Source organism: Lysobacter concretionis Ko07 = DSM 16239, assembly GCF_000768345.1.
Lineage (GTDB): Bacteria > Pseudomonadota > Gammaproteobacteria > Xanthomonadales > Xanthomonadaceae > Novilysobacter > Novilysobacter concretionis.
Genome location: NZ_AVPS01000005.1, coordinates 114,782 through 141,024, shown reverse-complemented (window position 1 = coordinate 141,024; position 26,243 = coordinate 114,782). Strand labels below are relative to the sequence as shown.

Annotated in this window: 23 protein-coding genes; 14 read left to right on the top strand and 9 right to left on the bottom strand. The window is 65.7% G+C overall.

The genetic code is table 11. The annotated features are described in order from the left end of the window. Nucleotides 1-227: 227 nt before the first annotated feature. Complete coding sequence (locus N792_RS07065) at nt 228-1,199, top strand: RluA family pseudouridine synthase (RefSeq protein WP_052103616.1); 972 nt, start codon at nt 228-230, stop codon at nt 1,197-1,199. A gap of 84 nt (nt 1,200-1,283) precedes the next feature. Here N792_RS07065 and N792_RS07060 read toward each other — a convergent pair whose 3' ends face one another. Continuing rightward, the gene (locus N792_RS07060; protein ID WP_084105512.1) at nt 1,284-1,760 is read right to left on the bottom strand and encodes an energy transducer TonB; all 477 of its coding nucleotides are present in this window, start codon (nt 1,758-1,760) and stop codon (nt 1,284-1,286) included. Nucleotides 1,761-1,765: 5 nt separating this feature from the next. Further along, a complete protein-coding gene (locus N792_RS07055) occupies nt 1,766-2,107 on the bottom strand; it encodes a 4a-hydroxytetrahydrobiopterin dehydratase (protein WP_036193766.1) in 342 nt (113 codons plus the stop codon). 105 nt (nt 2,108-2,212) lie between these two features. Here N792_RS07055 and N792_RS07050 point away from each other — a divergent pair, with 105 nt between their 5' ends. Together N792_RS07050 and N792_RS07045 are read left to right on the top strand one after the other, a co-directional pair. After that, entirely contained in the window at nt 2,213-2,809 is a 597-nt protein-coding gene (locus N792_RS07050; protein WP_036193764.1) for an NfuA family Fe-S biogenesis protein, read from the top strand. A gap of 58 nt (nt 2,810-2,867) precedes the next feature. After that, nucleotides 2,868-4,517: a hypothetical protein gene (locus tag N792_RS07045; protein ID WP_036193763.1), complete on the top strand. Its 1,650-nt coding sequence runs from the start codon at nt 2,868-2,870 to the stop codon at nt 4,515-4,517. Nucleotides 4,518-4,665: 148 nt separating this feature from the next. Here the strand turns inward: N792_RS07045 and N792_RS07040 are convergent, their stop codons facing one another. Both N792_RS07040 and N792_RS07035 read right to left on the bottom strand, forming a co-directional pair. Beyond that, nucleotides 4,666-5,106, bottom strand: a complete 441-nt coding sequence (locus N792_RS07040) for a c-type cytochrome (protein ID WP_036193762.1) — start codon at nt 5,104-5,106, stop codon at nt 4,666-4,668. A gap of 14 nt (nt 5,107-5,120) precedes the next feature. Then, complete coding sequence (locus N792_RS07035; protein WP_036193968.1) at nt 5,121-5,468, bottom strand: c-type cytochrome; 348 nt, start codon at nt 5,466-5,468, stop codon at nt 5,121-5,123. A 289-nt stretch (nt 5,469-5,757) separates the two neighbouring features. Between N792_RS07035 and N792_RS07030 the strand changes: the two genes are divergently transcribed. The 3 genes from N792_RS07030 to N792_RS07020 are packed head-to-tail and all read left to right on the top strand — an operon-like array spanning nt 5,758 to nt 13,506. Beyond that, nucleotides 5,758-6,888, top strand: coding sequence for an efflux RND transporter periplasmic adaptor subunit (locus N792_RS07030; protein WP_036193761.1), 1,131 nt, complete (start codon nt 5,758-5,760; stop codon nt 6,886-6,888). A 22-nt stretch (nt 6,889-6,910) separates the two neighbouring features. Then, a complete protein-coding gene (locus tag N792_RS07025) occupies nt 6,911-10,408 on the top strand; it encodes an efflux RND transporter permease subunit (RefSeq protein WP_052103763.1) in 3,498 nt (1,165 codons plus the stop codon). Next, nucleotides 10,405-13,506 carry an efflux RND transporter permease subunit gene (locus N792_RS07020; RefSeq protein WP_036193757.1) on the top strand — a complete coding sequence of 1,034 codons (3,102 nt, stop codon included), beginning with the start codon at nt 10,405-10,407 and terminating at the stop codon, nt 13,504-13,506. Before N792_RS07025 ends, N792_RS07020 begins: the two co-directional genes overlap by 4 nt. 75 nt (nt 13,507-13,581) lie before the next feature. Here N792_RS07020 and N792_RS07015 read toward each other — a convergent pair whose 3' ends face one another. From N792_RS07015 to ykgO, 5 genes are all read right to left on the bottom strand, one after another. After that, complete coding sequence (locus N792_RS07015; RefSeq protein WP_036193755.1) at nt 13,582-14,814, bottom strand: TraB/GumN family protein; 1,233 nt, start codon at nt 14,812-14,814, stop codon at nt 13,582-13,584. 58 nt (nt 14,815-14,872) lie between these two features. Next, nucleotides 14,873-15,772 carry a carbon-nitrogen hydrolase gene (locus N792_RS07010; protein WP_036193754.1) on the bottom strand — a complete coding sequence of 300 codons (900 nt, stop codon included), beginning with the start codon at nt 15,770-15,772 and terminating at the stop codon, nt 14,873-14,875. A 147-nt stretch (nt 15,773-15,919) separates the two neighbouring features. After that, nucleotides 15,920-16,963 (bottom strand): agmatine deiminase family protein, encoded by a 1,044-nt coding sequence (locus tag N792_RS07005; protein WP_036193753.1) that lies wholly within the window; start codon nt 16,961-16,963, stop codon nt 15,920-15,922. Between the two features lie 47 nt (nt 16,964-17,010). Next, the gene (locus N792_RS07000; RefSeq protein WP_036193967.1) at nt 17,011-17,340 is read right to left on the bottom strand and encodes a hypothetical protein; all 330 of its coding nucleotides are present in this window, start codon (nt 17,338-17,340) and stop codon (nt 17,011-17,013) included. Nucleotides 17,341-17,544: 204 nt separating this feature from the next. Beyond that, nucleotides 17,545-17,670 (bottom strand): type B 50S ribosomal protein L36, encoded by a 126-nt coding sequence (gene ykgO, locus N792_RS06995; protein WP_005913193.1) that lies wholly within the window; start codon nt 17,668-17,670, stop codon nt 17,545-17,547. A 167-nt stretch (nt 17,671-17,837) separates the two neighbouring features. Between ykgO and cmk the strand changes: the two genes are divergently transcribed. From cmk to galU, 8 genes are all read left to right on the top strand, one after another. Beyond that, nucleotides 17,838-18,533 (top strand): (d)CMP kinase, encoded by a 696-nt coding sequence (gene cmk, locus N792_RS06990; RefSeq protein WP_052103611.1) that lies wholly within the window; start codon nt 17,838-17,840, stop codon nt 18,531-18,533. A 189-nt stretch (nt 18,534-18,722) separates the two neighbouring features. Further along, the gene (gene rpsA, locus N792_RS06985) at nt 18,723-20,414 is read left to right on the top strand and encodes a 30S ribosomal protein S1 (protein ID WP_036193750.1); all 1,692 of its coding nucleotides are present in this window, start codon (nt 18,723-18,725) and stop codon (nt 20,412-20,414) included. A 160-nt stretch (nt 20,415-20,574) separates the two neighbouring features. Then, nucleotides 20,575-20,877 (top strand): integration host factor subunit beta, encoded by a 303-nt coding sequence (locus tag N792_RS06980; RefSeq protein ID WP_036193748.1) that lies wholly within the window; start codon nt 20,575-20,577, stop codon nt 20,875-20,877. 87 nt (nt 20,878-20,964) lie between these two features. Further along, a complete protein-coding gene (locus tag N792_RS13780; protein ID WP_036193747.1) occupies nt 20,965-21,231 on the top strand; it encodes a lipopolysaccharide assembly protein LapA domain-containing protein in 267 nt (88 codons plus the stop codon). 3 nt (nt 21,232-21,234) lie between these two features. Continuing rightward, nucleotides 21,235-22,413, top strand: coding sequence for a lipopolysaccharide assembly protein LapB (gene lapB, locus N792_RS06970; RefSeq protein WP_036193746.1), 1,179 nt, complete (start codon nt 21,235-21,237; stop codon nt 22,411-22,413). 4 nt (nt 22,414-22,417) lie between these two features. Then, nucleotides 22,418-23,404, top strand: a complete 987-nt coding sequence (locus N792_RS06965; protein WP_084105510.1) for an MraY family glycosyltransferase — start codon at nt 22,418-22,420, stop codon at nt 23,402-23,404. Next, entirely contained in the window at nt 23,401-25,314 is a 1,914-nt protein-coding gene (locus tag N792_RS06960; protein ID WP_036193745.1) for a polysaccharide biosynthesis protein, read from the top strand. Before N792_RS06965 ends, N792_RS06960 begins: the two co-directional genes overlap by 4 nt. Continuing rightward, nucleotides 25,314-26,213, top strand: a complete 900-nt coding sequence (gene galU / locus N792_RS06955) for a UTP--glucose-1-phosphate uridylyltransferase GalU (protein ID WP_036193744.1) — start codon at nt 25,314-25,316, stop codon at nt 26,211-26,213. The genes N792_RS06960 and galU overlap by 1 nt, the downstream gene beginning before the upstream one ends. Nucleotides 26,214-26,243: the final 30 nt, after the last annotated feature.

Below are 26,243 nucleotides of genomic sequence, written 5' to 3'. Positions count from 1 at the left end.
TCGTTGTGACGATTGCTGATATGACAAAACCGGACGAGCCGAGGTTCCACCGAGCTGTCGCTGCTAACATGGCTGCCCCGAGGGCAGGGGTTAGACGCAGACCGGAAACGCAGGTCGGGCTTTTGGCCCGGATCCCGCGCCGCCATGTTCATCTCGGCGGCGGGGCAACTCCCTGCGAAATCAAAACCTTATCTCGCGTCGCGAGTGTATCAGACAAACCCCTGCGGATGACCCATTCAGAAACCCCGGAAACCCGTGCTGCGGCACGTACTGTCGTCGTGTCCGACGATCGCGACGGCCAGCGGCTGGACAACTTTCTGCTCGGCCAGCTGAAGGGTGCGCCCCGGTCGCTGGTCTACAAACTGGTGCGCTCCGGCCAGGTGCGGGTCAATGGCGGGCGGGCGAAGGCGGATCGGAAGCTGGAGGGTGGCGACAAGGTGCGCATCCCGCCGGTCCGTCTCGAAGAAGAGGGAGACAAGCCGACGCCGCCAAGGGGCTTCATGGACGCGCTGGATGCGGCGATCGTCTATGAGGATGCCCGGCTGCTGGCACTCAACAAGCCGTCCGGGGTCGCCAGCCACGGCGGCAGCGGGATCAGTTTTGGTGCGATCGAGACCCTGCGTGCCCTGCGCCCGGGGCAGTCGCTGGAACTGGTGCACCGCCTCGACCGGGACACCTCGGGCGTGCTGGTGATCGCCAAGAAGCGCTCGGCGCTGACGGAAATGCAGGCGCTGATGCGCGAAGGCAGCAGCGGCGGCGACGGCTTCCGCAAGCGTTATCTGGCCTTGCTGACCGGCCGCATGCCCGATGGCGTGATGACTGTGGATGCGCCGCTGCATGTCGGCCTGCGCCAGGGCGGGGAACGGCACGTGCAGGTCAATCCGTCGGGCAAGCCGTCACTGAGCCATTTCCGGGCGCTGGAACGCCTGGGCGGACACTCTTACTGCGAGGTGCGCATCGAGACGGGGCGCACCCACCAGATCCGTGCGCATGCCCAGCACATCGGGCATGCGGTCGCCGGTGACGACAAGTACGGCGACCCGGTCATCAACAAGCGTCTACGCGACCAGGTCGGGCTGAAGCGGTTGTTCCTGCATGCCTCGACGCTGGAATTCTCGCTCGATGACGGCAAGACGCCGTATCTGCTGACCGCGCCGCTGGCCCCCGAGTTGCTCGATGTGCTCGACCGGCTGAGGTAAGCGGCTGCACCGGAACGACGGCCGCGATCACCAGCGGGGTCGTCGCCGGCGATCGTTACCGGGCCGGCGACATCCCCGCGTCCGTTACTCCTGCAACGGAGCCTGGTCTTGGACGCACTCATCGGAATCCATGTCCTGCGGGGTAAAGGTGACCGGCACCCGCAAGTCGGTTTCCACCGGTTGGCCGCGGCTGGTACCGGGCTGGAAGACCCAGGTCTTGACCGCCTCGACCGCCGCCTGGTCCAGCTGCGGATGCCCGCTGCCGTCCTCGACCCGGACGTTTTTGGGCAGACCGTCGGCACCGATTTTCAGGATCAGGCCGACCTGGCCGCCGATGTTGTTGCAGGCCAGTTCGATCGGGTAAGGCGGTGGTGGGGTTTTCACGGCCAACGGCTGGGTGGGCGCGATCTGCGGCGTCTGGTTGTCCTGTCCCTGGGTGCAGCCCGCCAGGAACAACAGCGATGCCATGCCCGCGATGGCGATGCGGGCGAGTCCGGCAGCGGATGGCCTGGCGGTGGGTGTCCGGGTGTTGGCAGTGCTGGTCTTGGCAGTGCTTGTCATGGAAATCACTCCTGGAGTGCCTGGGTTTTTGCCGCGCAGATGAAATCGTTCTCGCTCAGTCCGCCGACGTCGTGGGTGGAAAAACGCACCACGCAGCGGTTGTAATGCACGCTCAGGTCGGGGTGGTGATCCTCGCGGTGGGCGATGAAAGCCAATGCGTTCACGAACGCCATCGTCCGGTAGTAGTCGTCGAACTTGAAGCTCCGGCTCAGGGCATGGCCGTCTTCGACCAGTTCCCAGCCGCTGACCTGGGGCAGCAATTCGCGCACGCGTGCTTCGGTGAGCTTGTGTTCGATGCCGCGGCGGGGGATGCAATGGGCCTGGGCGAGCGGGATCATGTCGTTCATGGAAAACTCCTTGCAGCAGGCACCGGCTGAACGGGATTTGTTCGGCGTTGCCAGGGGCGTTTGGTGTAAACGGTTGTATAGCGCGCAGGTCGTTAGAATAGCGGCATGATCCAGATATCCGAATCCGCCCAGACCCATTTCCGCACATTGATCGAACGCGAGGCGCTGCCCGGCCTCGGCGTCCGCTTGTCCGCCGTCCACGCCGGGACCCCTCGCGCGGACGTGCGCCTGGAGTTCAGTGAACCCGGCGACCTGCAGGGCGACGAGTGGGCAATCGATTGCAACGGCTTCACGTTGTGGCTGGAAGCGGCCAGCGTCAGCGTGCTCGACGGTGCCGAGATCGACTACGAAACCAAGGCCACCGGTGGCCAGTTGCAGATCCGGGCGCCGAAGATCAAGGGTGTCGTGCCCGGCGAGTCGGCTTCGCTGGTCGAGCGGGTGCTCTACCTGATCGAGAACGAGATCAACCCGCAGCTGGCCCAGCACCGCGGCAACGTGGCGTTGCAGGAAGTCACGGCCGATGGCGTGGTGGTGCTCCGCTTCGGTGGCGGTTGCCACGGGTGCGGCATGGCCGATGTGACCTTGAAGCAGGGCATCGAGAAAACCCTGAAGGAAAAGGTGCCCGGCGTGACCGGCGTACGCGACGCGACCGACCACGACACCGGCGCGGCACCGTACATCGCCCGCGATCACGGCGGCTGACCCCGGCGGCGCGTTGACGATCCCGGTCGAGGCATGGATTCGCGCGCTCCAGCTTCGGATGAAGCTGGTTGCACCGCATCGACGCACGCCGCCGGGTGAATTCCCGCCGGGCTGGCAGCAGTGGTTCGCCGCAATGCCGGAACGCACGGACGCCATCACCGGTGCGGATGTGGATGCGCTCGTTGAGGTGTTCGCGCAGCGGGAACCGGCGCGCCCGCCCGCCAGTGCGCCGGAGCTGAGCCGATGGCAGGCATTCAACACCTTGTGGCGGCAGGAGTGGGATCCACCGGCTCCGGACGATCGCCCGGTGCGCTGGATCGCCTGGACCATTTCAGTGAGCTGGCACCTGCTGCTGGCCGGGTTGCTGGTGTGGTTGATGTACCTCCAGTTCACCTCGCCGTCCCATCCGCCGCGCAAGGGCGAGGAAGAGGTGGTGCAGATCGAGTTCGTGGGCGAAGGCACGTCGCCGCAAGTCGGTGGCGGGCCGGCGGCCGAACCGGCACGAGAGACTGAAACCAGAACGCTGCCGGGGTCCGGGCAAGCCAGCGCGGCTCCCGCGCCGAGCCAGCCCGCTCCCAGCGAAACTGCGCAGATGCCGGATGAAAGGGTCGCCGAGGTGACGCCGGTTGAGACGCCTCCGCCTGCTCCCATGGAGACAGCGCCATCGGAAGTTGCCGAGCCGGCGTCGCCGGCGGTGCAGCAGGCGGTGCAGGTCAGCGAGCCCGTGCCGGAGGTCAGTCAGGAGTTCGTGTTGCCGCCCCCTACGCCGGTCATGCAACGGGATGTGGTGCCATTGGCAATGCCCGAGTTGACGATGCCGGTGCCGCAGGTCGAGGTGGCCGAGGTGCCGAACCTGCAACGCCCCAGCGTCGCGGTCATCCCGTCGCAGTCGATCAGGCCGCCGGTGCTGGAGCAGGCAGTGCCGAAGCTTGTCGAACGCGAGATCGCCGCCCCCTTGCCGCACCTGCCGACCCCCTCCATTGCGCAACCGGTCATCGCCACCGTGGAACGGCAGCCGACGGCTCCCGCGCTGCGTTCGCGCGATATTCCTTCACCGCCATCGGATTCGTCGCCCTCGGAACAGGCGAAGTCATCACCGGCGACGGCGTCCGCGAGCGACGTGTCGACGCCGGCACCTGCCGCCGCAGGGACGGAGGCAAAGCCGGGCCCGACCGCCGACACCGCCGGTCCGAAACCCGTGCCGGCACCGGGAGGTTGGGCAACGCCGGCGCGCGGCGAAGACTGGGGCGACTCGACCCGCGAGCGGCCCGGCGCGCAACGCGGGCAACCGCCGGGACTGTACGACAGCGATGGCAGCGTTCGCCTTGCCGAACCTCCCGGCTCGGCCTCGCCGGGCCGGCCGCCGGGCACTCCGACGGACGAGATCGTGAACCTGGATCGCGCCGGTACCTGGCTCAAGCGTCCGCCGACGGATTACGAGCCGACCGCGTTCGATCGTTACTGGCGTCCCAACGAGAGCCTGCTGGAGGAATGGGTGCGCAAGAGCGTCACCACCATCCGCGTTCCGATTCCGGGCACCAACAAATACGTTGTCTGTACAACCGTGATGCTGGTACTGGGCGGAGCCTGCGACATCACCGACTCCAACCTCAACAACCAGCCGGCGACGGCGCGACCGTCGCCGGACGTGCCGTTCAAACCGGAGTTGCAGGAAGACAACGGCAGCGCACCGGCTTCGGGCGGTTAGGGGAGCTCTGATCAATTCGCTTTGATCGTCACTCCCGCGTCCGACGGGGCTTCCTGTGGTGGGACGATAAACGCGAAAGCCCGCTGCGATGCGGGCTTTCGTGCCGGACTTTCAGTCGCCGGAGAGGCTGCGGGCTGCGGTGACGCCCTTACTTCTTGTGCGAGCCGCTGAGGTTGACCAGCTGGCTGTTGCGCGAGCCGAAGTAGGCGGCGAGGTCGGCGATCTGCTGGTCGGTCAGGTCCTTGGCCTGCATCGACATCATCACGTGGTCGCGGCTGCCGTTGCGGTAGCTCTCCAGCGCGTAGGCGAGATAGTCGACGTACTGGCCGGCCAGGATCGGGTAGCTCGGATCGATCGGTGCATTGCCCTCGGCGCCGTGGCAATCGATGCACGACTGGCCGGTGGCGACACCCTTGGCATTGGCCTGCTTCTCGCCGGCAGCGACGAACCCGGGCGGCAGGCCGGCGGAGGACGATTTCGCGGCGGCGGCCCCTTCCGGGGCCTGCGAAGGGGAACACGCCGATAGTGCAAGTCCCAGGACGGCGACAAGGAGGGCAGGAGCGATGGCGAAGTTGGTGCGGATCGGCATGGGCGTCTGCTCTCTCACTTGAGGGTCGAAAGGAATGCGGCGATGTCGGCGATGTCCTGCTCGGAGAAGCTCTGCGCCTGGGCCCGCATCGTCGGGTGCTTGCGGCTGCCATCCTGGTAGGCGGTCAGCGCATTGACCAGGTAATCCACCGACTGGCCACCCAGCTTGGGTACGTGGTAGTTCGGGTAGGCGTTCTTGTAACCGTCGATGCCGTGACAGCCCTGGCAGGTGTAGGTCAACTGGTAGCCGTGCTCCACACTCGCGGCGGAACCGGTAGGGGCGGCGGTTGCCGCATCCTGGGCCGCCACCGGGGCGGCGGCGAGGGTAAGTGCCAAGCAGGCGGCAATGGTCAGCGGTCGCATCATGTCGTAATCCGCAATCTCTGGTGGCTGGTGAAGTGTGGAAGCGGACTGGTGGGGTACGCGTCACCGCGTCTGCCGCGCATAATTCGCGAAGTATAGCTCGCGTTCATCGATCAACGAAGCGACCTCCATTCCACCAACTGATTGGGCAACCGCGACGTGTCCGATAGGCCATCACCATGACCTTCGGCGGATATGTCATTTCCGGTGTTGGTGATATACCTATCTACAACACCGGCATGCAGCCGGAAAAATGCGCATTCACACTTAATTTTCCGGGGTTTTCCTGATGCGTCACACCACTTGCTTGCGTGCCCGCGGCTGCTTTCGTGCAACCACCCTGATCCTGCCGTGCCTGCTGCTTCTGGCGGCCTGCAAAGGAGGGCCGTCGGAGGCGACGGCCAAGGGTGACGGTGAAAAGGGGCCGGAAGCGGTGCCGGTGGAGGTGGCCGCGGCGCAGCAGCGTCCAATGGCGGCCAGCTACACGGGCACCGCGCCGCTGGAGGCGCCGGTCGAGGCGCAGGTGGTGGCCAAGACCTCCGGTGTCGCACTGGAGGTGATGGTGGCCGAAGGCGATGTGGTGCGCGCCGGCCAGACGCTGGTGCGGCTGGATTCGGATCGCGCACGCCTGCAGGCCGCGCAGACCTCCGCACAGTTGAGCAAATTGCAGAACCAGTTCGCACGGGCGCAGAAGATGGCCAGCGAGCAGTTGATCGCCGCGTCCGACTACGACCAGATCCGTTTCGACCTCGCCAATGCACAGGCCGCCAACCGTCTGGCCAACCTCGAGTTGTCCTACGCGGACGTCAAGGCACCGATTGGCGGCGTGATTGCGTCGGTACCCCCCAAGCCGGGCAACTTCGTCCAGATCAACACGCCGATCGTGCGCATTGTCGACACGTCGGTGCTTGAGGCGACCCTCAACGTACCCGAGCGCGAGCTGGCGACGCTCACCGACGGGTTGCCGGTGGCGCTGGTGGTGGATGCCCTGCCGGGCAAGCGCTTCGAGGGCGCGGTGGAGCGCATCTCGCCGGTGGTCGATGCGGGCAGCGGCACGTTCCGCGTCATCGCGCGGTTCGCCAGCGCCGGTGTGTTGCAGCCGGGCATGTTCGGCCGGATCAGCATCGATTACGACCAACGCGCCAATGCGCTCGTGGTGCCGCGCTCCGCGTTGCTGGAAGGCGAAGGGGAAGCGGCGGTATTCCTGGTCGACGACGGCAAGGTCAAACGCGCCCCGGTGCAACTGGGCTATCTGGACGGGAGCTGGGCGGAAGTCCGCACCGGCCTGGCGCTGGGCGACCAGGTGGTCGTTGCCGGCAAGAGCGCCTTGCGCGACGGCAGCGTGGTGACGGTGATCGGCGACGAGGCTGCGGCATCGAAGGCGCCGGCCGCCACGTCCCCTGCCGCGAACAGTCCGTAAGGCGGGGTCGACAGTGAGCGACATCAAGGAGCGGTCTTCGTCCCACCACGTGCCCGGCCCGCACGCATCGCGCAGCTTCAACCTGGTGGAGTTCGCCACCCGCCGCCGCGTGACGGTCGCGATGGTGACCATCACTTTCCTGCTGTTCGGTCTGATCGCGCTGGGCAACCTCAAGGTCAACCTGCTGCCGGACCTGAGTTATCCGACCCTGACCGTGCGGACCGAATACACCGGCGCGGCCCCCACCGAAATCGAGACCCTGATCACCGAGCCCGTCGAGGAAGCGGTCGGCGTGGTCAAGGGCCTGCGCAAGCTCAAGTCAGTCTCCCGCACCGGCCAGAGCGACGTCGTGCTGGAGTTCGCCTGGGGTACCGACATGGACCAGGCGGGGCTGGAGGTGCGCGACAAGATGGAGTCCCTGCAACTGCCGCTGGAAGCCAAGCCACCGGTGCTGTTGCGGTTCAATCCTTCCACCGAACCGATCATCCGCCTGGCCCTGTCGTCCAACGCGGACGGCGATGAGCTGCGCCAGCTGTCGCTGCTGCGCCGCTATGCCGAGGAGGACCTGAAGAAGAAGATCGAGCCGGTGACGGGCGTGGCCGCGGTCAAGGTCGGGGGCGGGCTGGAGGACGAGATCCAGGTGCTGATCGACCAGCAGAAGCTGGCCCAGCTCAACCTGCCCATCGCGACCGTGATCCAGCGCTTGGCGCAGGAGAACATCAACATCTCCGGTGGCCGCCTGGAAGAGGGCTCGCAGCGGTACCTGGTGCGCACGGTCAACCAGTTCGCCACCATCGACGAGATCCGCAACATGCTGGTCACCACCAGCAGCGGCGGCAGCAACGCGGCGCAGGATGCCGCGATGCAGATGGCACGGGTTGCCGCGGCTTCCGGTTCGGCCGATGCCATGGCCGCGGCCGCCTCGGTGCAGAGCGCATCGGCGGGCAGTTCGACCACCGTCGCCGGCGGCAAGGCGGTGCGGCTCAAGGACATCGCCGAGGTGATCCAGGGCCACAAGGAGCGCGAAGCGATCATCCGACTGGATGGCAAGGAAGCCGTCGAGCTGGCGGTCTACAAGGAAGGCGACGCGAACACCGTGGCCACCGCCGACGCGGTGCACGAGCGGCTGGCGAAAATCCAGGCGCAGGTTCCGCCCGACATCAAGTTGACGGTGATCGACGACCAGTCGACCTTCATCCGCAACGCGATCAGCGACGTCAAGAAGGATGCGGTGATCGGCGGCCTGCTGGCGATCCTGATCATCTTCCTGTTCCTGCGCGATGGCTGGAGCACGTTCGTGATCGGTCTGTCGCTGCCGGTATCGATCATCACCACGTTCTTCTTCATGGGCCAGCTCGACCTGAGCCTCAACGTGATGTCGCTGGGCGGCCTGGCGCTGGCGACCGGTCTGGTGGTGGATGACTCGATCGTGGTGCTGGAGTCGATCGCGAAGGCGCGCGAACGCGGGCTGGGGATACTCAAGGCGGCGATCGTCGGCACCCGCGAGGTCAGCATGGCGGTGGTCGCCTCGACCCTGACCACGATCGCGGTGTTCCTGCCGCTGGTGTTCGTGGAAGGCATCGCCGGCCAGCTGTTCCGTGACCAGGCGTTGACGGTGGCGATCGCGATTGCCATTTCGCTGGCGGTGTCAATGACGCTGATCCCGATGCTCAGCGCGCTCAAGGGTCGGCCGGCGGAGTCGTTCCCGGAAGAGGCGCCGCAACCGCAGTGGCAGCCGACCTCGCGGTTGCAGAAGCCGCTGGCGCTCACCGAACGGGGTATCACCGCCGGTGTACGTGGCAGCTTCTTCGGCGTGGCGTGGCTGGTGGTGCGTCTGTGGCGCGTGGTGGCGGGAACGATCGGGCCGGTGATGCGCAAGGCCAGCGATCTGGCGATGGCGCCTTACGGCCGTGCCGAACGCGGCTATCTGAAGCTGTTGCCGGCGGCGCTGGCGCGACCGGCATGGGTGTTGGGCACGGCGACAGCGGCGTTCGTGCTGGCATTGCTGCTGGTGCCGCTGCTTGGGGCCGACCTCATTCCGCAGTTGGCGCAGGACCGCTTTGACATGACGGTCAAGCTGCCTCCGGGCACGCCTCTGCGCGAGACCGATGCGCTGGTGCGCGAACTGCAGAAAAAGCATGCCGATGCGCCCGGCATCCATGCGCTGTATGGCGTGACCGGCAGCGGCACGCGACTGGATGCGAGCCCGACCGAGAGCGGCGACAACATCGGCAAGCTCAACGTGGTGATGAGCAACGGCGGCAGCGAGCGGCTGGAGGCCTCGATGACCGAGGAACTGCGCGAGACGATGCAGGCGCATCCGGGCGTGCAGGTCGACTTCAGCCGCCCGGAGCTGTTCAGTTTCTCGATGCCGCTGGAAATCGAGCTGGCCGGCCCGGACCTGGAAACCATCCGCCGTGCAGGACAGAAGATGGCGGCCCTGCTGCGCGCCAACCCGCATTACACCGACGTCAGCTCGACGGTGGAGCAGGGGTTCCCGGAGATCCAGATCCACTTCGACCAGCAGCGCGCGGCGGCGTTCGGCCTGACCACGCGCCAGATCGCCGACTCGGTGGTGTCCAAGGTGCGCGGTGAAGTCGCCACGCGTTACAGCTTCCGGGACCGCAAGATCGACATCCTGGTGCGTGCGCAGGAGAGCGACCGCGGTTCGGTCGAGGACATCCGCAACTTGATCGTCAATCCGGGCAGTTCCGCGCCGGTGCGGCTGGGCTCGGTCGCCGACGTGGTCTCCACCACCGGTCCCAGCGAGATCCACCGCGCCGACCAGGTCCGGGTGGCGATCGTGTCGTCCAACCTGCGCGACATCGATCTGGGCAGCGCGGTGCTGGAAGTGCAGAAGATGGTCGACCAGAACCCGTTGGGCGCCGACGTGCAGATGCATATCGGCGGTCAGGGCGAGGAGCTCTCCAGCTCGATCCGCTCGCTGCTGTTCGCCTTTGCGCTGGCGATCTTCCTGGTCTATCTGGTGATGGCGTCGCAGTTCGAATCGCTGCTGCACCCGTTCGTGATCCTGTTCACCATCCCGCTGGCGATGGTCGGCGCGGTGCTGGCGCTGCTGCTGACCCGCTCGCCGGTGTCGATCGTGGTGTTCATCGGGCTGATCCTGCTGGTCGGGCTGGTGACCAAGAACGCGATCATCCTGATCGACAAGGTCAACCAGTTGCGCGAGGCCGGCGTGGCCAAGCACGAGGCGCTGGTGGAAGGAGCGCGCTCGCGCCTGAGGCCGATCGTGATGACGACGTTGTGCACGCTGTTCGGCTTCCTGCCGTTGGCGCTGGCGTTCGGTGAGGGCGCGGAGGTGCGCTCGCCGATGGCGATCACGGTGATCGGCGGCCTGCTGGTATCGACGCTGCTGACGCTGGTGGTGATCCCGGTGGTGTACGACCTGCTGGACCGGCGTCCCGACGAGTACTACCGCATCCGCGCGCAGCGCATCGACGAGGCTTCGCAGCTCGCCCGCGATCGCACGGACCAGGACGGCGCGGAGCAGCCTGCATGAGCATTGCCGAGATCAGTCTGCGACGACCGGTCACCACCATCATGCTGTTCGTGTCGATGGTGGTGATCGGGCTGATCGCGGCGGTGCGCCTGCCGCTGGAGGCATTGCCGGACGTGTCCGCGCCGTTCCTGTTCGTCCAGCTGCCATATACAGGCTCCACGCCGGAGGAAGTGGAGCGCAACATCCTGCGGCCGGTCGAGGAAGCGCTGGCGACGATGAGCGACATCAAGGGCATCCAGGGACGTGCATCGGCCGACAACGCCAGTGCGTTCCTGATGTTCTCGGACTGGGACCGCGACATCCAGATCGCCGCCTCGGAAGCGCGCGAGCGCATCGATGCGATCCGCGACGAGCTGCCCGACGACCTGCGCCGCTACTTCGTGTTCAAGTGGTCCACCAGCGACCAGGCGATCCTGCGCCTGCGGCTGGCCGGCGACCTCGACATGAGCCACGAGTACGACCTCATCGAGCGCGAGCTGAAGGCGCCGCTGGAGCGGATTCCGGGAGTCGCCAAGGTCGACATCGGTGGCGCGGCGGCCAACGAAGTGGAGGTGGCGATCGATCCGGACCGGCTGGTCGCGCACGGCCTCAACCTCAATGAACTGACCGCCCGCCTGCAGGCGGCGAACTTCTCGGTGTCTGCCGGCAAGATCGAGGAGGCGGGCCGCCAGCTGCGGGTGCAGCCGATCGGCGAGTTGAACGATCTGCAGCAATTGCGCGATCTGGTGCTCAACAACAGCGGTCTGCGCCTGGGCGATGTGGCCGAGGTGCACCTGAAGCCGGCGCGACTGGATGTCGGCCGGCGTCTGAACGGCCGTCCGGCGGTGGCGCTGGAGGTCTTCAAGGAACGCAACGCCAATCTGGTGGAGGTGTCCCGTCTGGTGATGGCCGAGCTGGACCGCATCCGGGAGAACCCCAGTCTGCGTGGGGTCGATGTCAAGGTCATCGAGAACCAGGGCAAGGACGTGACCAGCTCGCTGCTGGAACTCGCCGAGGCCGGCGGGATCGGCCTGCTGCTGTCGATCGCGGTGCTGTTCTTCTTCCTGCGCCACTGGCCGTCGACGCTGATGGTCACCCTGGCGATCCCGATCTGCTTCGTGATGACGCTGGGCTTCATGTATTTCGTCGGCGTCACCCTCAACGTGTTGAGCCTGATGGGCCTGCTGCTGGCGGTCGGCATGCTGGTCGACAACGCGGTGGTGGTGGTGGAGAGCATCTACCAGGAGCGTGAGCGGATGCCCGACCAGCCGTTGCGGGCCTCGATCGTGGGCACCCGCAATGTCGCCATCGCGCTGTCGGCGGGCACCTTGTGCCACTGCATCGTGTTCGTGCCGAACCTGCTGGGCGAGACCAACAACATCAGCATCTTCATGTCGCAGATCGCGATCACCATCTCGGTGTCGCTGTTGGCGTCCTGGCTGGTCGCGGTGAGCCTGATTCCGATGCTGTCCGCGCGCATGAAGACCCCGGCGGCGGTGCAGAGCGACCGCGGGCTGATCCGCAAACTGCAGAAGCGCTACGCCCGGTTCCTGCGCTGGACGCTGGAGCATCGTGGCTGGAGCGTCACCGGCATCGTGCTGATCGTCGCCATCAGCGTGGTGCCGATGACCCAGACCAAGTTCGACATGTTCGGCGGCGGCAACCAGTCCGGCGAGGTCAACATCTATTACCGCTGGAGCGGCAGCTACACCAAGGAGCAGGTGTCGGACGAGGTGGCCCGGGTGGAGCATTACCTGGACAGCAACCGCGACCGGTTCCAGATCGCCCAGATCTATTCGTGGTTCGGCGCCGGCGGCGATTCCGGCACCGTGGTGACCTTCAATGACGGCGTGCCCGATGTCGGCGCGCTGGTGGAGGAGGTCCGCAAGGGCCTGCCGAAATCGGCCCGGGCGGACATCGGCATCGGCAACCAGGGCAATCAGGGCGGCGGCGGTACCGGCCAGAACGTGCAGGTCCAGCTGGTGGGCGATTCATCGCAGACGCTCACCGAGCTGGGGCAGGACATCGTGCCGATGCTCGAGCGGCAGGCGGTCCTGCGCGATGTACGGATCGACGCGGGCGACAGCAACAACGAGCTGAACGTGCGGGTCGATCGCGAGCGCGCTGCGGCCTTCGGCTTCAGCGCCGAGCAGGTGTCGCGCTTCGTCGGCCTGGCGTTGCGCGGTGCGCAGTTGCGTGACTTCAGCCGGGGCCAGACCGAAGTGCCGGTCTGGGTCCGCTTCGCCGGCGCCGAGCAGTTCGACGCCGCCGACATCGCCGCCTTCACCGTGCGTTCGCCCGACGGCCGCAATGTGCCGCTGCTCAGCATGGTCGATATCAACACCAGCCCGGCGGCGACCGAGATCCGGCGCACCAACCGGCAGACCTCGCTGGTCATCCAGGCCAATCTGGCCGACAAGGCGACCATGCCCGAGGCACGCAAGGCGATGGAGGAGACGCTGGACGGTGTCGCCTTCCCGGCCGGCTACGGCTACACCTTCGAGGGCAGCGCATTCCAGAACGATGCCGACGCCGCGAAACAGATGATGTTCAACCTCGTGATCGCGCTGGTGATGATCTATGTCGTGATGGCCGCCGTGTTCGAGTCGCTGCTGTTTCCCTCGGCGATCATGAGTTGCGTGCTGTTCTCGGTGTTCGGCGTGTTCTGGCTGTTCTGGATCACCGGCACGTCGTTCTCGGTGATGGCCTTCATCGGCATCCTGGTGCTGATGGGGGTGGTGGTGAACAACGGCATCGTGATGGTCGAGCACATCAACAACCTGCGCCGGCGGGGACTGTCGCGCACCGATGCGCTGGTGGAAGGCAGCCGCGAACGCCTGCGTCCGATCCTGATGACGATGGGCACGGCGATCCTGGCGATGGTGCCGATCTCGCTCAGCAACACCGTCGTGCTGGGCGGGCTGACCTACTCGCCGATGGCGCGTGCCGTCGCCGGTGGCCTGGCGTTCTCCACCGTGGTCAGCCTGCTGTTCCTGCCGACGATCTACGCGATGCTCGACGACCTGCGCAACAGCACCGCGCGGGTTGTGCGCAAGGCGCGTGGCGTGGAGCGGGACGTGGGCGAACCGGACACGGCCGTCGCACTGCAGGAGGCCTGAAACCACGACGCCCGCGAATCGGTTCGCGGGCGTCGTGGGATGTATCGCTGATCGGCATTGCGCCGGTTGCGGCACTCAGCCGAACAGCGTCCCCAGCATTTTCAGGCCGCCGGTCCATACACCGATCGCGGTGCCCAGGCTGGTCAGGAAGAAGTTGAGCAGCACGCGCGAGACGCGGTTGCGCCACCAGCCACGCATGGTCTGGACGTCGGCGCGCAGTGCCATGAAATCGGCATAGGTCGGTTTGCGCAGCCACGCTTCGGTCAGCGCACTGAGCGTGCCCGACGCCAGCGCCGGATGCAGCGGGGTGATCGGGGACACGACGAAGGCGACCAGGATGCTCAGCGGATGGCCGCCGGCCAGCGCACAACCGAACGCACCCAGCAAGCCGGTGGCCAGGATCCACTGCAACAACAGGTCGGAGCCGACATCGATGCCGCCCTGCCAGAAACCCCAGGCAAAGCCACCGACCACAACCGTCGCCAGCAGGATGGTGAACCAAGGAATGCTGCTTTTTTCCGGCAGCGATTCCAGCTCCGCGCGGACCGCGCCCGCGGGAGCGGTCTCCTCGCGCAGGTGTGCGGCCAGACCTTGCAGATGCCCGGCGCCGACCACCGCGAGCACTTCGCGCTCGCCATCGTGGTTGGTGTCCTCGCGGATTTCGCGCAGGCGTGCGGCCATGTAGCGGTCGCGCTCGGCGATCACCGTCTCGTACACCGCCGGGCTTTCGCTGGCGAACTCATTGAAGCTCGCCTCCAGCATGTCGCCCTGCTTGAGCTTCTCGATCTCCTCCGGGCCCACTTCGTCGTCCGCGAGCAGGCCGGCCAGCAGTCCGCCGCCCAGCTTGGCGCGGCCCCAGAATCCGAGGCGGGCCGAAGCGCGCTTGAAGGTCAGGCCGACTTCGCGATCGATCAGGTGGACCGGCAGCTCGCGGGCGCGGGCTTCCAGTACCGCGCGCTTGAGCTCCGCGCCGGGCTCCACGCCCAGCTGTTCGGCGAGTCGACGTTGATAGGCGGCCAGGGCCAGGTTGGCGGCGAACATCGCCGTCCTGCCGGTGCGCAGGACCTGCACCAGATCCAGCTGGGCCATCGAATCGGTATCGGTCAGGGCCAGCAGGCGGGGCGCGTCCAGCTCGACGGCGACCGCGTCGTAGAGTCCGCTGCCGATCGCATCGCGCACGGCCTCCACGCTGGCCTGCGACACGTGGGCGGTGCCGAGCAGGGTGTAGCGCACACCATCGCGCTCGACGATCTGGTGCGGTTGGCCCAGGAGGTAATCGGGAATTGCATCCACGGTGGTATCGGTCATCAAAACGGCAGCCGGTTGGTGGAAAGAGGGCGCCGCGAAACGCAGTGCCGGAGCGCGCTCAGTCGCGATAGCGCTTCAGCAGGTCGTCGTAGGCATCGATGCGGCGGTCGCGCAGGAACGGCCAGATACGGCGCACGTCCTCGCTGCGTTGCATGTCGACCTCGGCCATCAGGATTTCCGGCTCGCTGCCGGCTTCGGCAAGGAATTCGCCCTGCGGCCCCAGCACGTGGCTGTTGCCCCAGAAGTCCACTCCGGAGGCGCCGAGCGGTGACGGCTCGTGGCCCACCCGGTTGCAACTGAGGACCGGCAGGCCGTTGGCGACCGCATGACCGCGATGAGTGATGACCCAGGCATCGCGCTGGCGGTTCTTTTCGGCCTGGTCGTCATCGGGATCGAAGCCGATCGCGGTCGGATACAGCAGCACTTCCGCGCCGGCCAGCGCCATCAGCCGCGCCGCTTCCGGGTACCATTGGTCCCAACACACCAGCACGCCGAGCCGGCCGACCGAAGTGTCGATCGGCTCGAAGCCCAGATCGCCGGGCGTGAAGTAGAACTTCTCGTAAAACCCCGGATCGTCCGGGATATGCATCTTCCGGTACTTGCCGGCCATGCTGCCATCGGCCTCATGGACCACCGCGGTGTTGTGGTAAAGCCCCGCCGCGCGGCGCTCGAACAGCGAGCTGACCAGCACCACGCCGTGCTGTTGCGCCAGCTTGCCCAGGCGATCGGTGCTGGGGCCGGGGATCGGCTCGGCCAGATCGAACTCGTCCACCGATTCGTGCTGGCAGAAGTACGGGCCGTTGTGGATTTCCTGCAGCAACACCAGCTTCGCGCCCTGCCGGGCGGCTTCGGCCACGCGCTGCTCGATGAGTGTCAGGTTGGCGTCGGCATTGCCGGCGCCCTGGTCGATGATGGCGCGCTCCTGGATCAGCGCGACGGGGAGGGTCTTGTACTTCATGAGGACTCCTGATGGATGCATCGCTGTCACGTGGAGCAGCGATGCCATGGTCATGCTCGTATTGACAGCGGCCGGTGATCAGTCGCCGCATTCACGAGTCCGACCGGATTGGACCGGGCCAAGGTCCGGGGTGTCGGCCGGACTATTTCAGACCAGCCCGGCCGGCAATTGCATGGTGATGCAGTGCAGGCTGCCGTTCTGCCAGATCAGCGGACGGCACGGCACCTGGACGATTTCGCGTCCGGGAAACGCCTCGGCCAGCACTGCTGCGGCCTGTTGGTCGATGTGGCGTTCGGCGGGCGTGTCGCCGTAGGCCGGCATCAGCACCGCACCGTTGACGATCAGAAAATTCGCGTAGCTGGCGGCAAGGCGGCGTCCGCCATCGGTGACAGGCTGCGGCCACGGCAGCGGAAACAGCCGGTAAGGCCGGCCGTCACGGGTGCGCAATGCCGACAGCTCGGCCGCCATGGCCTGCAGTTCGGTGAAATGCGAATCGCCAGGGTCATCACAGGCCTGGTAGACGATGGCGTCGACCGCCGCGAAACGGGCGAGGGTGTCGATATGGGCATCGGTGTCGTCGCCCTCCAGATACCCGCGCTCCAGCCAGAGCACGCGATCCTGCTGCAACCAACGCTTCAAACCAGCCTCGATCTCAGCGCGGCCCAGGTCGGGATGACGCTCGTGCAGGCAGGTCCAGGTGGTCAGCAACGTGCCGGCACCATCGGTTTCAATAGCACCACCTTCCAGCGCAAAATCAATGTCTTGGCGATCACTGTTAAAGAAGATTCGCTGCGTGAAAAGACCTTCCACCAGCCGGTCATCGCGGCTGGCTTCGAACTTGCCGCCCCAGCCCGTAAACCGGAAGTCGAGCAGGCGGAAGCCGTCGGCGCCTTGCAGGCTGATCGGCCCGGAATCCCGCAACCAGGTGTCGTCATAGGCGATCTCGATGAAGCGCACCCGGTCCATGTCCACGCGCGCGGAGGCAAGCCGCGCGCGCGCATAGGCCTGCACGTCATCATCGGCCACGCACACAAGTACCGGCTGGAAGCGGGTGATGGCGGCGACCAGGGCAATGTAGGTCTCCTCCACCTCGCCCAGGCGATCGGCCCAGTCGGTGTCGGTATGCGGCCAGGCAATCAGGATCGCGGATTGGGGTTCCCACTCCGCGGGGAAACGCAGGGATTCGGTCATCGGTCAGGCTGGAATTGGGGAGGAGGGCTGAGCCGGTCTGAAAAGCGTCAGCGAACCGGCGGCTTCGGGCCGATCTCGTCGGCGCTGGCGTGATTGACCACCACGTCGATCACGCGGTTGTTCTCGAAGTACACCGTGAACGCCGGATACGCCCAGCGGTTGATCGTCGGCCACTGCTGCTTCTGGCCGCCGCGAGGATCCAGTCGCTGGGCCGGCGCGCCATGGCGGGCTTCGACCTGGGCCATGCTCTGACCGCGTGCGGGCAGGGCGGACGTATCGTGCTGCTGCACACGCTCGATCAACAGCGTGTCAGCCGATGCCGCGCCGGCGAGGAGCGGCAGGGCGAGCAATGAAAGTGCGGCGATACCCGTCTTGATGGTCAGGCTCTTGATCATGTCCGTTTTCCCGTTGGGCGAGATGAAGGCTGGGATTGTAAGCGCAAGGCCCTGACCGCTGCGTTTGAAGCCCGGCGGCCTTTGGCTGGGGGGCGCCGGGCATGATCCGGCCGCATCGCCGACGCCATAAGCAAGAAAGCCGCCCGGGGGCGGCTTTCGTACGAAGCGCAAGCAGCGCCGGGCAACTCAGCGCTGGCGCGCCTTGAAACGCGGGTTCGACTTGCAGATCACGAAGACCTTGCCACGACGGCGAACGACTTTGCAGTCGCGGTGACGGGTCTTCGCCGACTTCAGGGAGGACAGGACCTTCATGACAGACCTCGGCAACGGAAAAGAATGAGCAAGCCGGCAATTCTAGCGGCTCTTTGCAAGGCAGATCAAGTGTTTGCGCGAAATCTATTGAAAGTCGAAGGGTGCTGCATGAAAAGCACCGGGACCGGTGCGGCCGCCGACCATCGCTGACACCGCATAATACGCCGATGAACAGCCCCCTCCCGCTTTCCAATCCATCCAGTGCCGTGCCGGTACTGACCATCGATGGGCCTTCCGGCTCCGGCAAGGGAACCATCAGTCGCCTGGTGGCCCGCCGCCTGGAGTGGCATTACCTCGACTCGGGCGCGCTGTATCGCGCCATCGGCGTGGCCGCCGGCTGGGGGGACATCGATCTGGGCGACCCCGCCGCGCTGGTGCGCTGCACCTTCGACACCCGGATCGACTTCCGTGAGCACGATGGCGATTTGCGCGTGCTGGTGAACGGCACCGATGCCACCGATGAGCTCCGGACGGAAACCGCCGGGGCGGCGGCGTCCGCCATTGCCGCGATCCCCGAGGTCCGGGCAGCGCTGAAAGACAGGCAGCGCGCGTTCCGGCGGCTGCCGGGACTGGTCGCCGACGGCCGGGACATGGGCACCGTGATCTTCCCGGATGCCGCACACAAGGTGTTCCTGACCGCCAGCGCGGAGGAGAGGGCCGAGAGGCGCTATAAGCAGTTGAATGACAAGGGGGTTTCCGTTACATTTGCCGGTCTGCTACGGGAGATTCTGGCCCGTGATGCCCGCGACGCCAGTCGTGCGGTGGCGCCCTTGCGACCGGCCGAAGACGCCGTGACCATTGATACCACTGGAGTTGCCATCGACGAGGTGGTGACGCGTGTCCTGGGCCTGATGGCCCCGTAACAGGTGTTTCGCCGTGGTATTTCGCTGTAATACGCCCGTCGCAATCCCGCGGCGGATCAACCAACCGACACATGGTGCGGCTCCATCGCACCACATCAACGGGTGGGTCGACCACGCGCTGCTTGCGTTTGCCCCTGCGGGAAACGATGCCAGCCGGTGCGGCCCGTGTGTTCAATCGGATATTTTCCAATGACCGAATCATTTGCAGAACTGTTCGAACAGAGCGAGCAATTCCTCGCGAAGCTGAAGCCTGGCTCCATCGTTGTTGGCACCGTCGTCGAGGTCCGTGGCGACGTGGTGGTGATCAACGCCGGCCTGAAGTCCGAAGGCATCGTGCCGATCGAACAGTTCCGTAACGACGACGGCGAGATCGACGTCGGTGTGGGCGACCAGGTCAAGGTTGCCCTGGACGCCATCGAAAATGGCTTTGGCGAGACCGTGCTGTCGCGCGAGAAGGCCAAGCGCGCGATGGTGTGGGACGAGCTTGAGGAAGCGCTCGAGAAGAATGAGACCATCACCGGCCGCATCAGTGGCAAGGTCAAGGGTGGTTTCACCGTCGACATCAAGGATGTCCGCGGCTTCCTGCCGGGTTCGCTGGTCGACGTGCGCCCGGTGCGCGACTCGACCTACCTGGAAGGCAAGGAACTCGAGTTCAAGCTGATCAAGCTGGACCGCAAGCGCAACAACATCGTCGTCTCCCGCCGTGCGGTGGTCGAGAGCGAGCACTCGGAAGAGCGCGAGCAGCTGATGGAGAAGCTGGTCGAGGGCGCGATCCTGAAGGGTGTGGTCAAGAACCTCACCGACTACGGCGCGTTCGTGGACCTGGGCGGCATCGACGGCCTGCTGCACATCACCGACATGGCCTGGAAGCGCGTGCGCCATCCGTCCGAAGTCGTGGAAGTGGGCGCCGAGCTGGACGTCCGCGTGCTCAAGTACGACCGCGAGCGCAACCGCGTCAGCCTTGGCCTGAAGCAGCTGGGCGAGGATCCGTGGGACAACATCGCGCGCCGCTACCCGGCCGACACCCGCGTGTTCGGCAAGGTCTCCAACGTCACCGATTACGGCGCGTTCGTCGAGATCGAGCCGGGCGTGGAAGGTCTGGTGCACGTGTCCGAGATGGACTGGACCAACAAGAACGTCAACCCGTCCAAGATCGTGCAGGTCGGTGACGAGGTCCAGGTCATGGTGCTGGATGTCGACGAGGAGCGTCGCCGCATCTCGCTGGGCATGAAGCAGGTCTCGTCCAACCCGTGGGAGACCTTCGCGGTCCTGCACAAGAAGGGCGACAAGGTCGAAGGCCAGATCAAGTCGATCACCGACTTCGGCATCTTCATCGGCCTGGACGGCGGCATCGACGGCCTGGTCCACCTGTCCGACATCAGCTGGAACACCACCGGCGAAGACGTCGTGCGCAACTACAAGAAGGGCGACACGCTGGAAGCCGTTGTGCTGGCCGTCGACCCGGAGCGTGAGCGCATCAGCCTGGGCGTGAAGCAGATGGAGCAGGACCCGTTCGGCCAGTACATGGCGACGAACACCAAGGGTTCGATCGTTACCGGCACGGTCAAGGAAGTCGACGCCAAGGGTGCGACGATCGAACTGGCCGACGGCATCGAAGGCTACGTGGCCGCGCGCGACATCTCCAAGGATCGCGTCGAGGATGCCAGCAAGGTGCTCAAGGTCGGCGACGAGATCGAGGCGCGCTTCATCGGTATGGACCGCAAGGGCCGCACCATGCAGCTGTCGATCAAGGCGAAGGACGAGGCGGAGATGCAGGAGGCGGTGTCCGACTACAACCGCGCCAGTGCCGATGCCGCCAGCGGCACCACGAAGCTGGGCGCGCTGCTGCGCGAGCAGCTCAACAGCAACAAGTCCGAGTAATTTCCTTCACTGCGTCGTCTGATCCGGGCGACGCAGTGGCTGCGGTTGCTGTTGTCAGCGTCATGTATCACGAGTACGGCCCGGCTTCGGCCGGGCCGTACTTCGTTTGCGCCGCAGATATCTTGCGTCCGAATCCGTCCTACGAGTGCCCGTATCGCCCATGACCAAGTCCGAGCTGATCGAGATCCTGTCCCGGCGCCAGCCCCATCTGAAGGGCGAGGACGTGGATCTGGCAGTGAAGGCACTGCTGGAGATGATGGGCGGCTCGCTGGCCGACGGCGAGCGCATCGAAATCCGCGGTTTCGGCAGTTTCTCCCTGCATTACCGTCCCCCCCGCATGGGACGCAATCCCAAGACGGGTGAGCCCGTCGCGTTGTCGGGCAAGCACGTGCCCCATTTCAAACCGGGCAAGGAACTTCGTGAACGCGTCAGTGATGTCATGCCGGTGGAAGAGGCGGACTGACCTGATCCCGGATCCGTGACGGCGGTATGCCTCACGAGCCCGTTCAGATAAGCTGTCCGCCGAGCAGGGAGCAGCCCGGAGACTGTCATGCGCCTCATCCGAATCCTCATTGCATTAGCCTGTCTCGCCCTGGGCGCCGTTGTCGGTGCGCTCAATCGCCAACCCGTTTCCATCGATGTGGGATTTGTCTACCTGCCATCGAATCTGGGAATCGCCTTGATCATCAGTCTGCTGGTGGGTGTCCTGGTAGGCGGTCTGGCCATCAGCGCCAGTCTGGTACTGCCGTTGCGCCGTCGTCTGGCGCGCGTTGAGCGGGTGCAGAGTGCAGTGCCGGCCGTGCCGACCGGGAACTGACCGATGGCCTTCATCAGCGAGTGGCTCTTGTTTTTCCTGCTGTTGCCGATTGCCGCGGTCAGTGGCTGGGTGATCGGTCGTCGTGGCGGCGAGCGGCACAGCACCAGCCAGGTCAGTCGACTGTCGACGACGTATTTCCGGGGCCTCAACTATCTGCTCAACGAACAGCCGGACAAGGCGATCGAACTGTTCCTGCATATCGCGGAACTGGACAAGGACACCTTCGAGACCCAGGTCGCGCTCGGCCACCTGTTCCGTCGACGCGGCGAGGTTGATCGCGCCATACGCCTGCATCAGGCGCTCGTGCAACGCCCTGGCCTGAGCGACCAGCAGAAGGTCCAGGCCCTGCTCGCGCTGGGCGAGGACTACATGAAATCCGGTCTGCTGGACCGGGCCGAAACGGTCTTCAGCGACCTGGTCGACCTGGACATGCGCGCACCGCTGGCGCTACGCCACCTGATCAACATCTACCAGGCCGAGCGCGACTGGGACAAGGCGATCGAGAACGCCCAGCGTTACGAGGCGGCGACCGGCGAATCCATGGGCAAGTTGATCGGTCAGTTCGAGTGCGAACTGGCCGATCGTCATCGCGCCGCCGGGGATACGGATGCTGCCCGGGCTGCCGTTGCACGGGCCTACCAGGCCGATGCCAATTCGGTCCGCGCCGGCATGCTGGAGGGACGGCTGGAGGTCGAGGCGGGCAACGATGCCGGGGCAATCCGCGCCTTCGAGCGCGTCGCCCGTACCGATCCGGATTACCTGCCCGAAGTGATGCCAGCGCTGTTGTCGTGTTACGAACGGGCAGGCGATGGTTCGGGCGCGCGCGCATTCCTGGCCGAGATGTGCGAGCACTATCGCGGCATCGCACCGGTGTTGGCGTTGACCAGGATGGTCGAGACCCAGGATGGAGTGGCCGCTGCGCGTGCCTACCTTGCCAAGGAACTCAAGGATCGCCCGTCGGTGCGCGGCGAGGCGGCACTGATGGAGCTCAGCATTGCCGAAGGCGCCGATCCGCTGGCGACCCTGCACGATTTGAAGCACATCACGGACCAGTTGCTGGTGCGCAATCCCAGCTATCGTTGCAACCGGTGTGGTTTTGGCGCCCGCAGCCACCACTGGCAATGCCCCAGTTGCAAGGAATGGGGCACCATCAAGCCGCTGCTGAACTACGCGGTGGTCTGACGGCGTGCTGCTCTGGTTGATCCTGTATGCCGCCATCGGCGCGTTAGGCACCGTGCTGGCACGTCGTTATGCGCTGCAGCGCAATCTGCTGGATCATCCCGGTGACCGACGCAGCCATCGCGTGTCGACTCCTCGCGGCGGTGGCGTGGCGATCGTCTCGGCACTGTTGATCGCAGTGATCGCACTGGTTGCGAGGGATCCTGCCCAGCGGGTGCTGCTGGCAGGGTTCGGCATCGGCCTGGCATTGGTCGCCGGGGTCGGCATGGTCGACGACCACCGGCCGTTGTCGCCCTGGTTGCGTCTGGCGGTCCACGCATTGGCCGGTCTGGTCTTCGCGGGGGCGATCCAGCTCGCATTCGGCGATTTGTGGCTGACCCTGCTGGCCGTTGTGCTGGTGCTGGTATTGACCAATGTCTGGAACTTCATGGACGGGATCAACGGCCTCGCGGCCAGCCAGGCGCTGCTGCTCGGCCTGGCGTTGGCGCTGCTGCTGGGCGGTTCGTGGAGATTGCTTGCTGCCGCCCTGGCGGCCGCTTGTGCCGGCTTTCTGCCGTTCAATTTTCCGGTGGCGCGCATATTCCTTGGCGATGTCGGCAGTGGGGCGATCGGTTTTTCCATTGCCGCCATGATTGTCGTTTGTGCAGCGGAGGATGCGGTGGCTTTGATGTGGTTGCTGTTACCGTTGTCGGTATTCCTGCTCGATGCCGGGATCACGCTGTCACGACGATTCGTGAATGGCGAGCGCTGGTGGACTCCTCATACCCGGCATGCCTATCAGGTGTGGGCACGCCGGGCTGGACACACGAAAGTCACGCTGGCCTATGCAGGATGTACCGCGGTCGGCGTCATGGTGACGGCGCTTTTCGGCACTGTGTCGATGCCGCTGGTTTTGTGGGTTTGCGTTGGGTGGTATATCGCCGGGGCTCTGGCATGGAGAGGGCTCCAGCGCATGGAGCCGCGGATCGAACCGGAAAGAAAGGACATCGGATGAGTGCTTGGCGAGATCGTTGGTCCGGGGCACTGCCTCGCGTGGCAGTGGTACTGCATGACCTGGCGATGGTCTGGATCGTATGGGAGGTGCTGCACCGCCTGCGGTATGGCGTGATGCTCAATCCCCCCGACATGCCATTCTGGTCGGCCGAAATCGCGCTGGTGCTGGCCGCGCAGGGACTGGTGTTCTGGCAGGTCGGCCTGTATCGCGGCTTGTGGCGGTTCGCCAGCGTTCCCGACCTGTGGAATATCTTCAAGGCCTGCGCGCTGGGTTTGTTCGCGATCGTGCTCGGGTTGTTCCTGTACAACCGGCTGAACCTGGTTTCGCGGACCGTGCTGGTGATGTACCCGTTCGTGCTGATGGGCATGCTGGGCGCACCGCGGCTGCTGTATCGCGCCTGGAAGGACAGCCATGCCGACCGGGGCGAGGAAGCGTCGGTACGGATCCTGATCCTCGGCGCGGGTCATGCCGGCGATGCGCTGGTGCGCGATCTGCGTCGTCTGGGCACGTATCAGCCGGTGGGATTCCTGGATGACGCACCGAGCCTGCGGGGCAGCAAGGTGCAGGGGATACCGGTGCTCGGGCACGTGGACGATGTCGCGGAGATCGCGCGTGAGACTGCGGCCCGCCTGCTGGTCATCGCAATGCCGTCGGCGGATGCCACCGAGATGCAGCGGGTGGTGGCCTCCTGCGAGCGCTCCGGCCTGCCGTTCCGGATGGTGCCGCGACTGCGCGACACGCTGGAAGGCCGATCGCTGCCGGGCCAGCTCAAGGAAGTCGCGATCGAGGATCTGCTGGGCCGGCAACAGGTCTTGCCGGACTGGAAAGCGATTCGCGACTGGTTGGGCGCGCGATCGGTATTGGTCACGGGCGCCGGTGGCTCGGTGGGCTCGGAGCTGTGCCGGCAATGCGCGCGTCACGGGGCGCGACGCATCGCGCTGGTCGAGCAGGACGAGTTCGCGCTGATCACGATCCTGGCCAGCCTGCGCCGTGATTTTCCCGACCTCGAATACATTCCGGTGCTCGGCGACTGCGGCGACACGGCCGTGATCGATTACGCCCTGAAGGCCGCCGAGCCCGAAGCGGTATTCCACGCGGCGGCCTACAAGCACGTCCCGTTGCTGGAAACCCAGTTGCGCGAAGCGGTACGCAACAACGTGCTCGCTACAGAGACGGTTGCTCGCGCCTGCCGCGCCGCACAGGTCGGGACTTTCGTGCTGATTTCCACCGACAAGGCGGTCGATCCCGGCAATGTGCTGGGGGCGACCAAGCGTCTGGGCGAAATGGTCTGCCAGTCGCTGGTCGATCACCGCAGCACCCGTTTCGTGACCGTGCGGTTCGGCAATGTGCTCGACTCGGCGGGCAGCGTGGTGCCGCTGTTCCGTGAACAGATCCGCCGGGGCGGCCCGGTGACCGTTACCGATCCCGAGGTCACGCGTTACTTCATGACCATTCCGGAGGCCTGCCAGCTGATCCTGCAGGCATCCGCGATCGGTACGCATGAGGCGATCTACACCCTGGACATGGGCGAGCCGGTGCCGATCCGCCTGTTGGCCGAGCAGATGATCCGGCTGGCCGGAAAGCAGCCCGGACGCGACGTGTCGATCGTCTACACCGGCCTGCGCGCCGGCGAGAAGCTGCACGAGACCCTGTTCCACGCGGATGAGCGTTATCGCTCCACCGCACATCCCAAGATCCTGCAGGCCGAACCCCGACCGGTGGTTTCCCGTGAAGTGCACCTTGCCCTGGGCAAGTTGAGGGACGCCTGCAAGCGTTATGACCTCCCTGCGCTGGACGAGCTGCTGCGCCAGACGGTGCCTGAATTCCAGCCGATTGGACTGCATCCCCGCCCGAACCCGCCGGCGACCACGGTCGTGGCGTTCCCCACTGTTGCAACAAGGAAGAACTGATGTCGAAACGTATCCGCAAGGCGGTCTTCCCGGTCGCCGGACTCGGCACGCGCTTCCTGCCTGCGACCAAGACCGTTCCCAAGGAGATGCTGCCGATCATCGACCGGCCATTGATCCAGTACGCCGTGGACGAGGCGATCGAGGCAGGTTGCGACACGCTGGTGTTTGTCACCAACCGCTACAAGCACGCGGTCGCCGACTACTTCGACAAGGCCTACGAGCTTGAGGACAAGCTTGAGCGCGCCGGCAAGTTCGAGCAGCTGGAAATGGTCCGGAACCCCTTGCCGAAAGGCGTGCGCGCGGTGTTTGTGACCCAGACCGAGGCGCTCGGGCTCGGTCACGCGGTGTTGTGCGCCAAACCCGTGATCGGTGACGAGCCGTTCGCGGTGATCCTGCCCGACGACCTGATCTGGAATCGTGGAGCCGGCGCGCTAACGCAGATGGCGGATGCGGCGGAAACCAGTGGGGCCAGTGTGATCGCAGTCCAGGATGTGGCGCGGGAGCACACCGGCAGCTATGGCATCGTGGCAACCGAAGATTTTGCCGAGCGCCAGGGCCGCATCCGCGCGATCGTCGAGAAGCCCAAGCCGGCCGATGCACCCAGCACGCTCGCCGTGGTCGGACGCTACGTACTCAGCCCGCGCATCTTCGCCTTGCTGGAAACCACCACGCCCGGCTCCGGTGGCGAAATCCAGCTGACCGACGCGATCGCGAGATTGCTCGCCGAAGAGGCGGTCAACGCGTATCGCTTCCAGGGCACGCGTTTCGATTGCGGCACCCACATCGGCTTGATCGGCGCGACGATCCGTTATGCGCTCGACCACGAAAAGCTCAGTGCTGCCGCGCAGGGATTGATGAGTGAAGCGCTGCGGGAAATGGGTGTCACCGAGCTGGAGTAGTCGACGGCATTGACTTGCTGCAGGACCGGG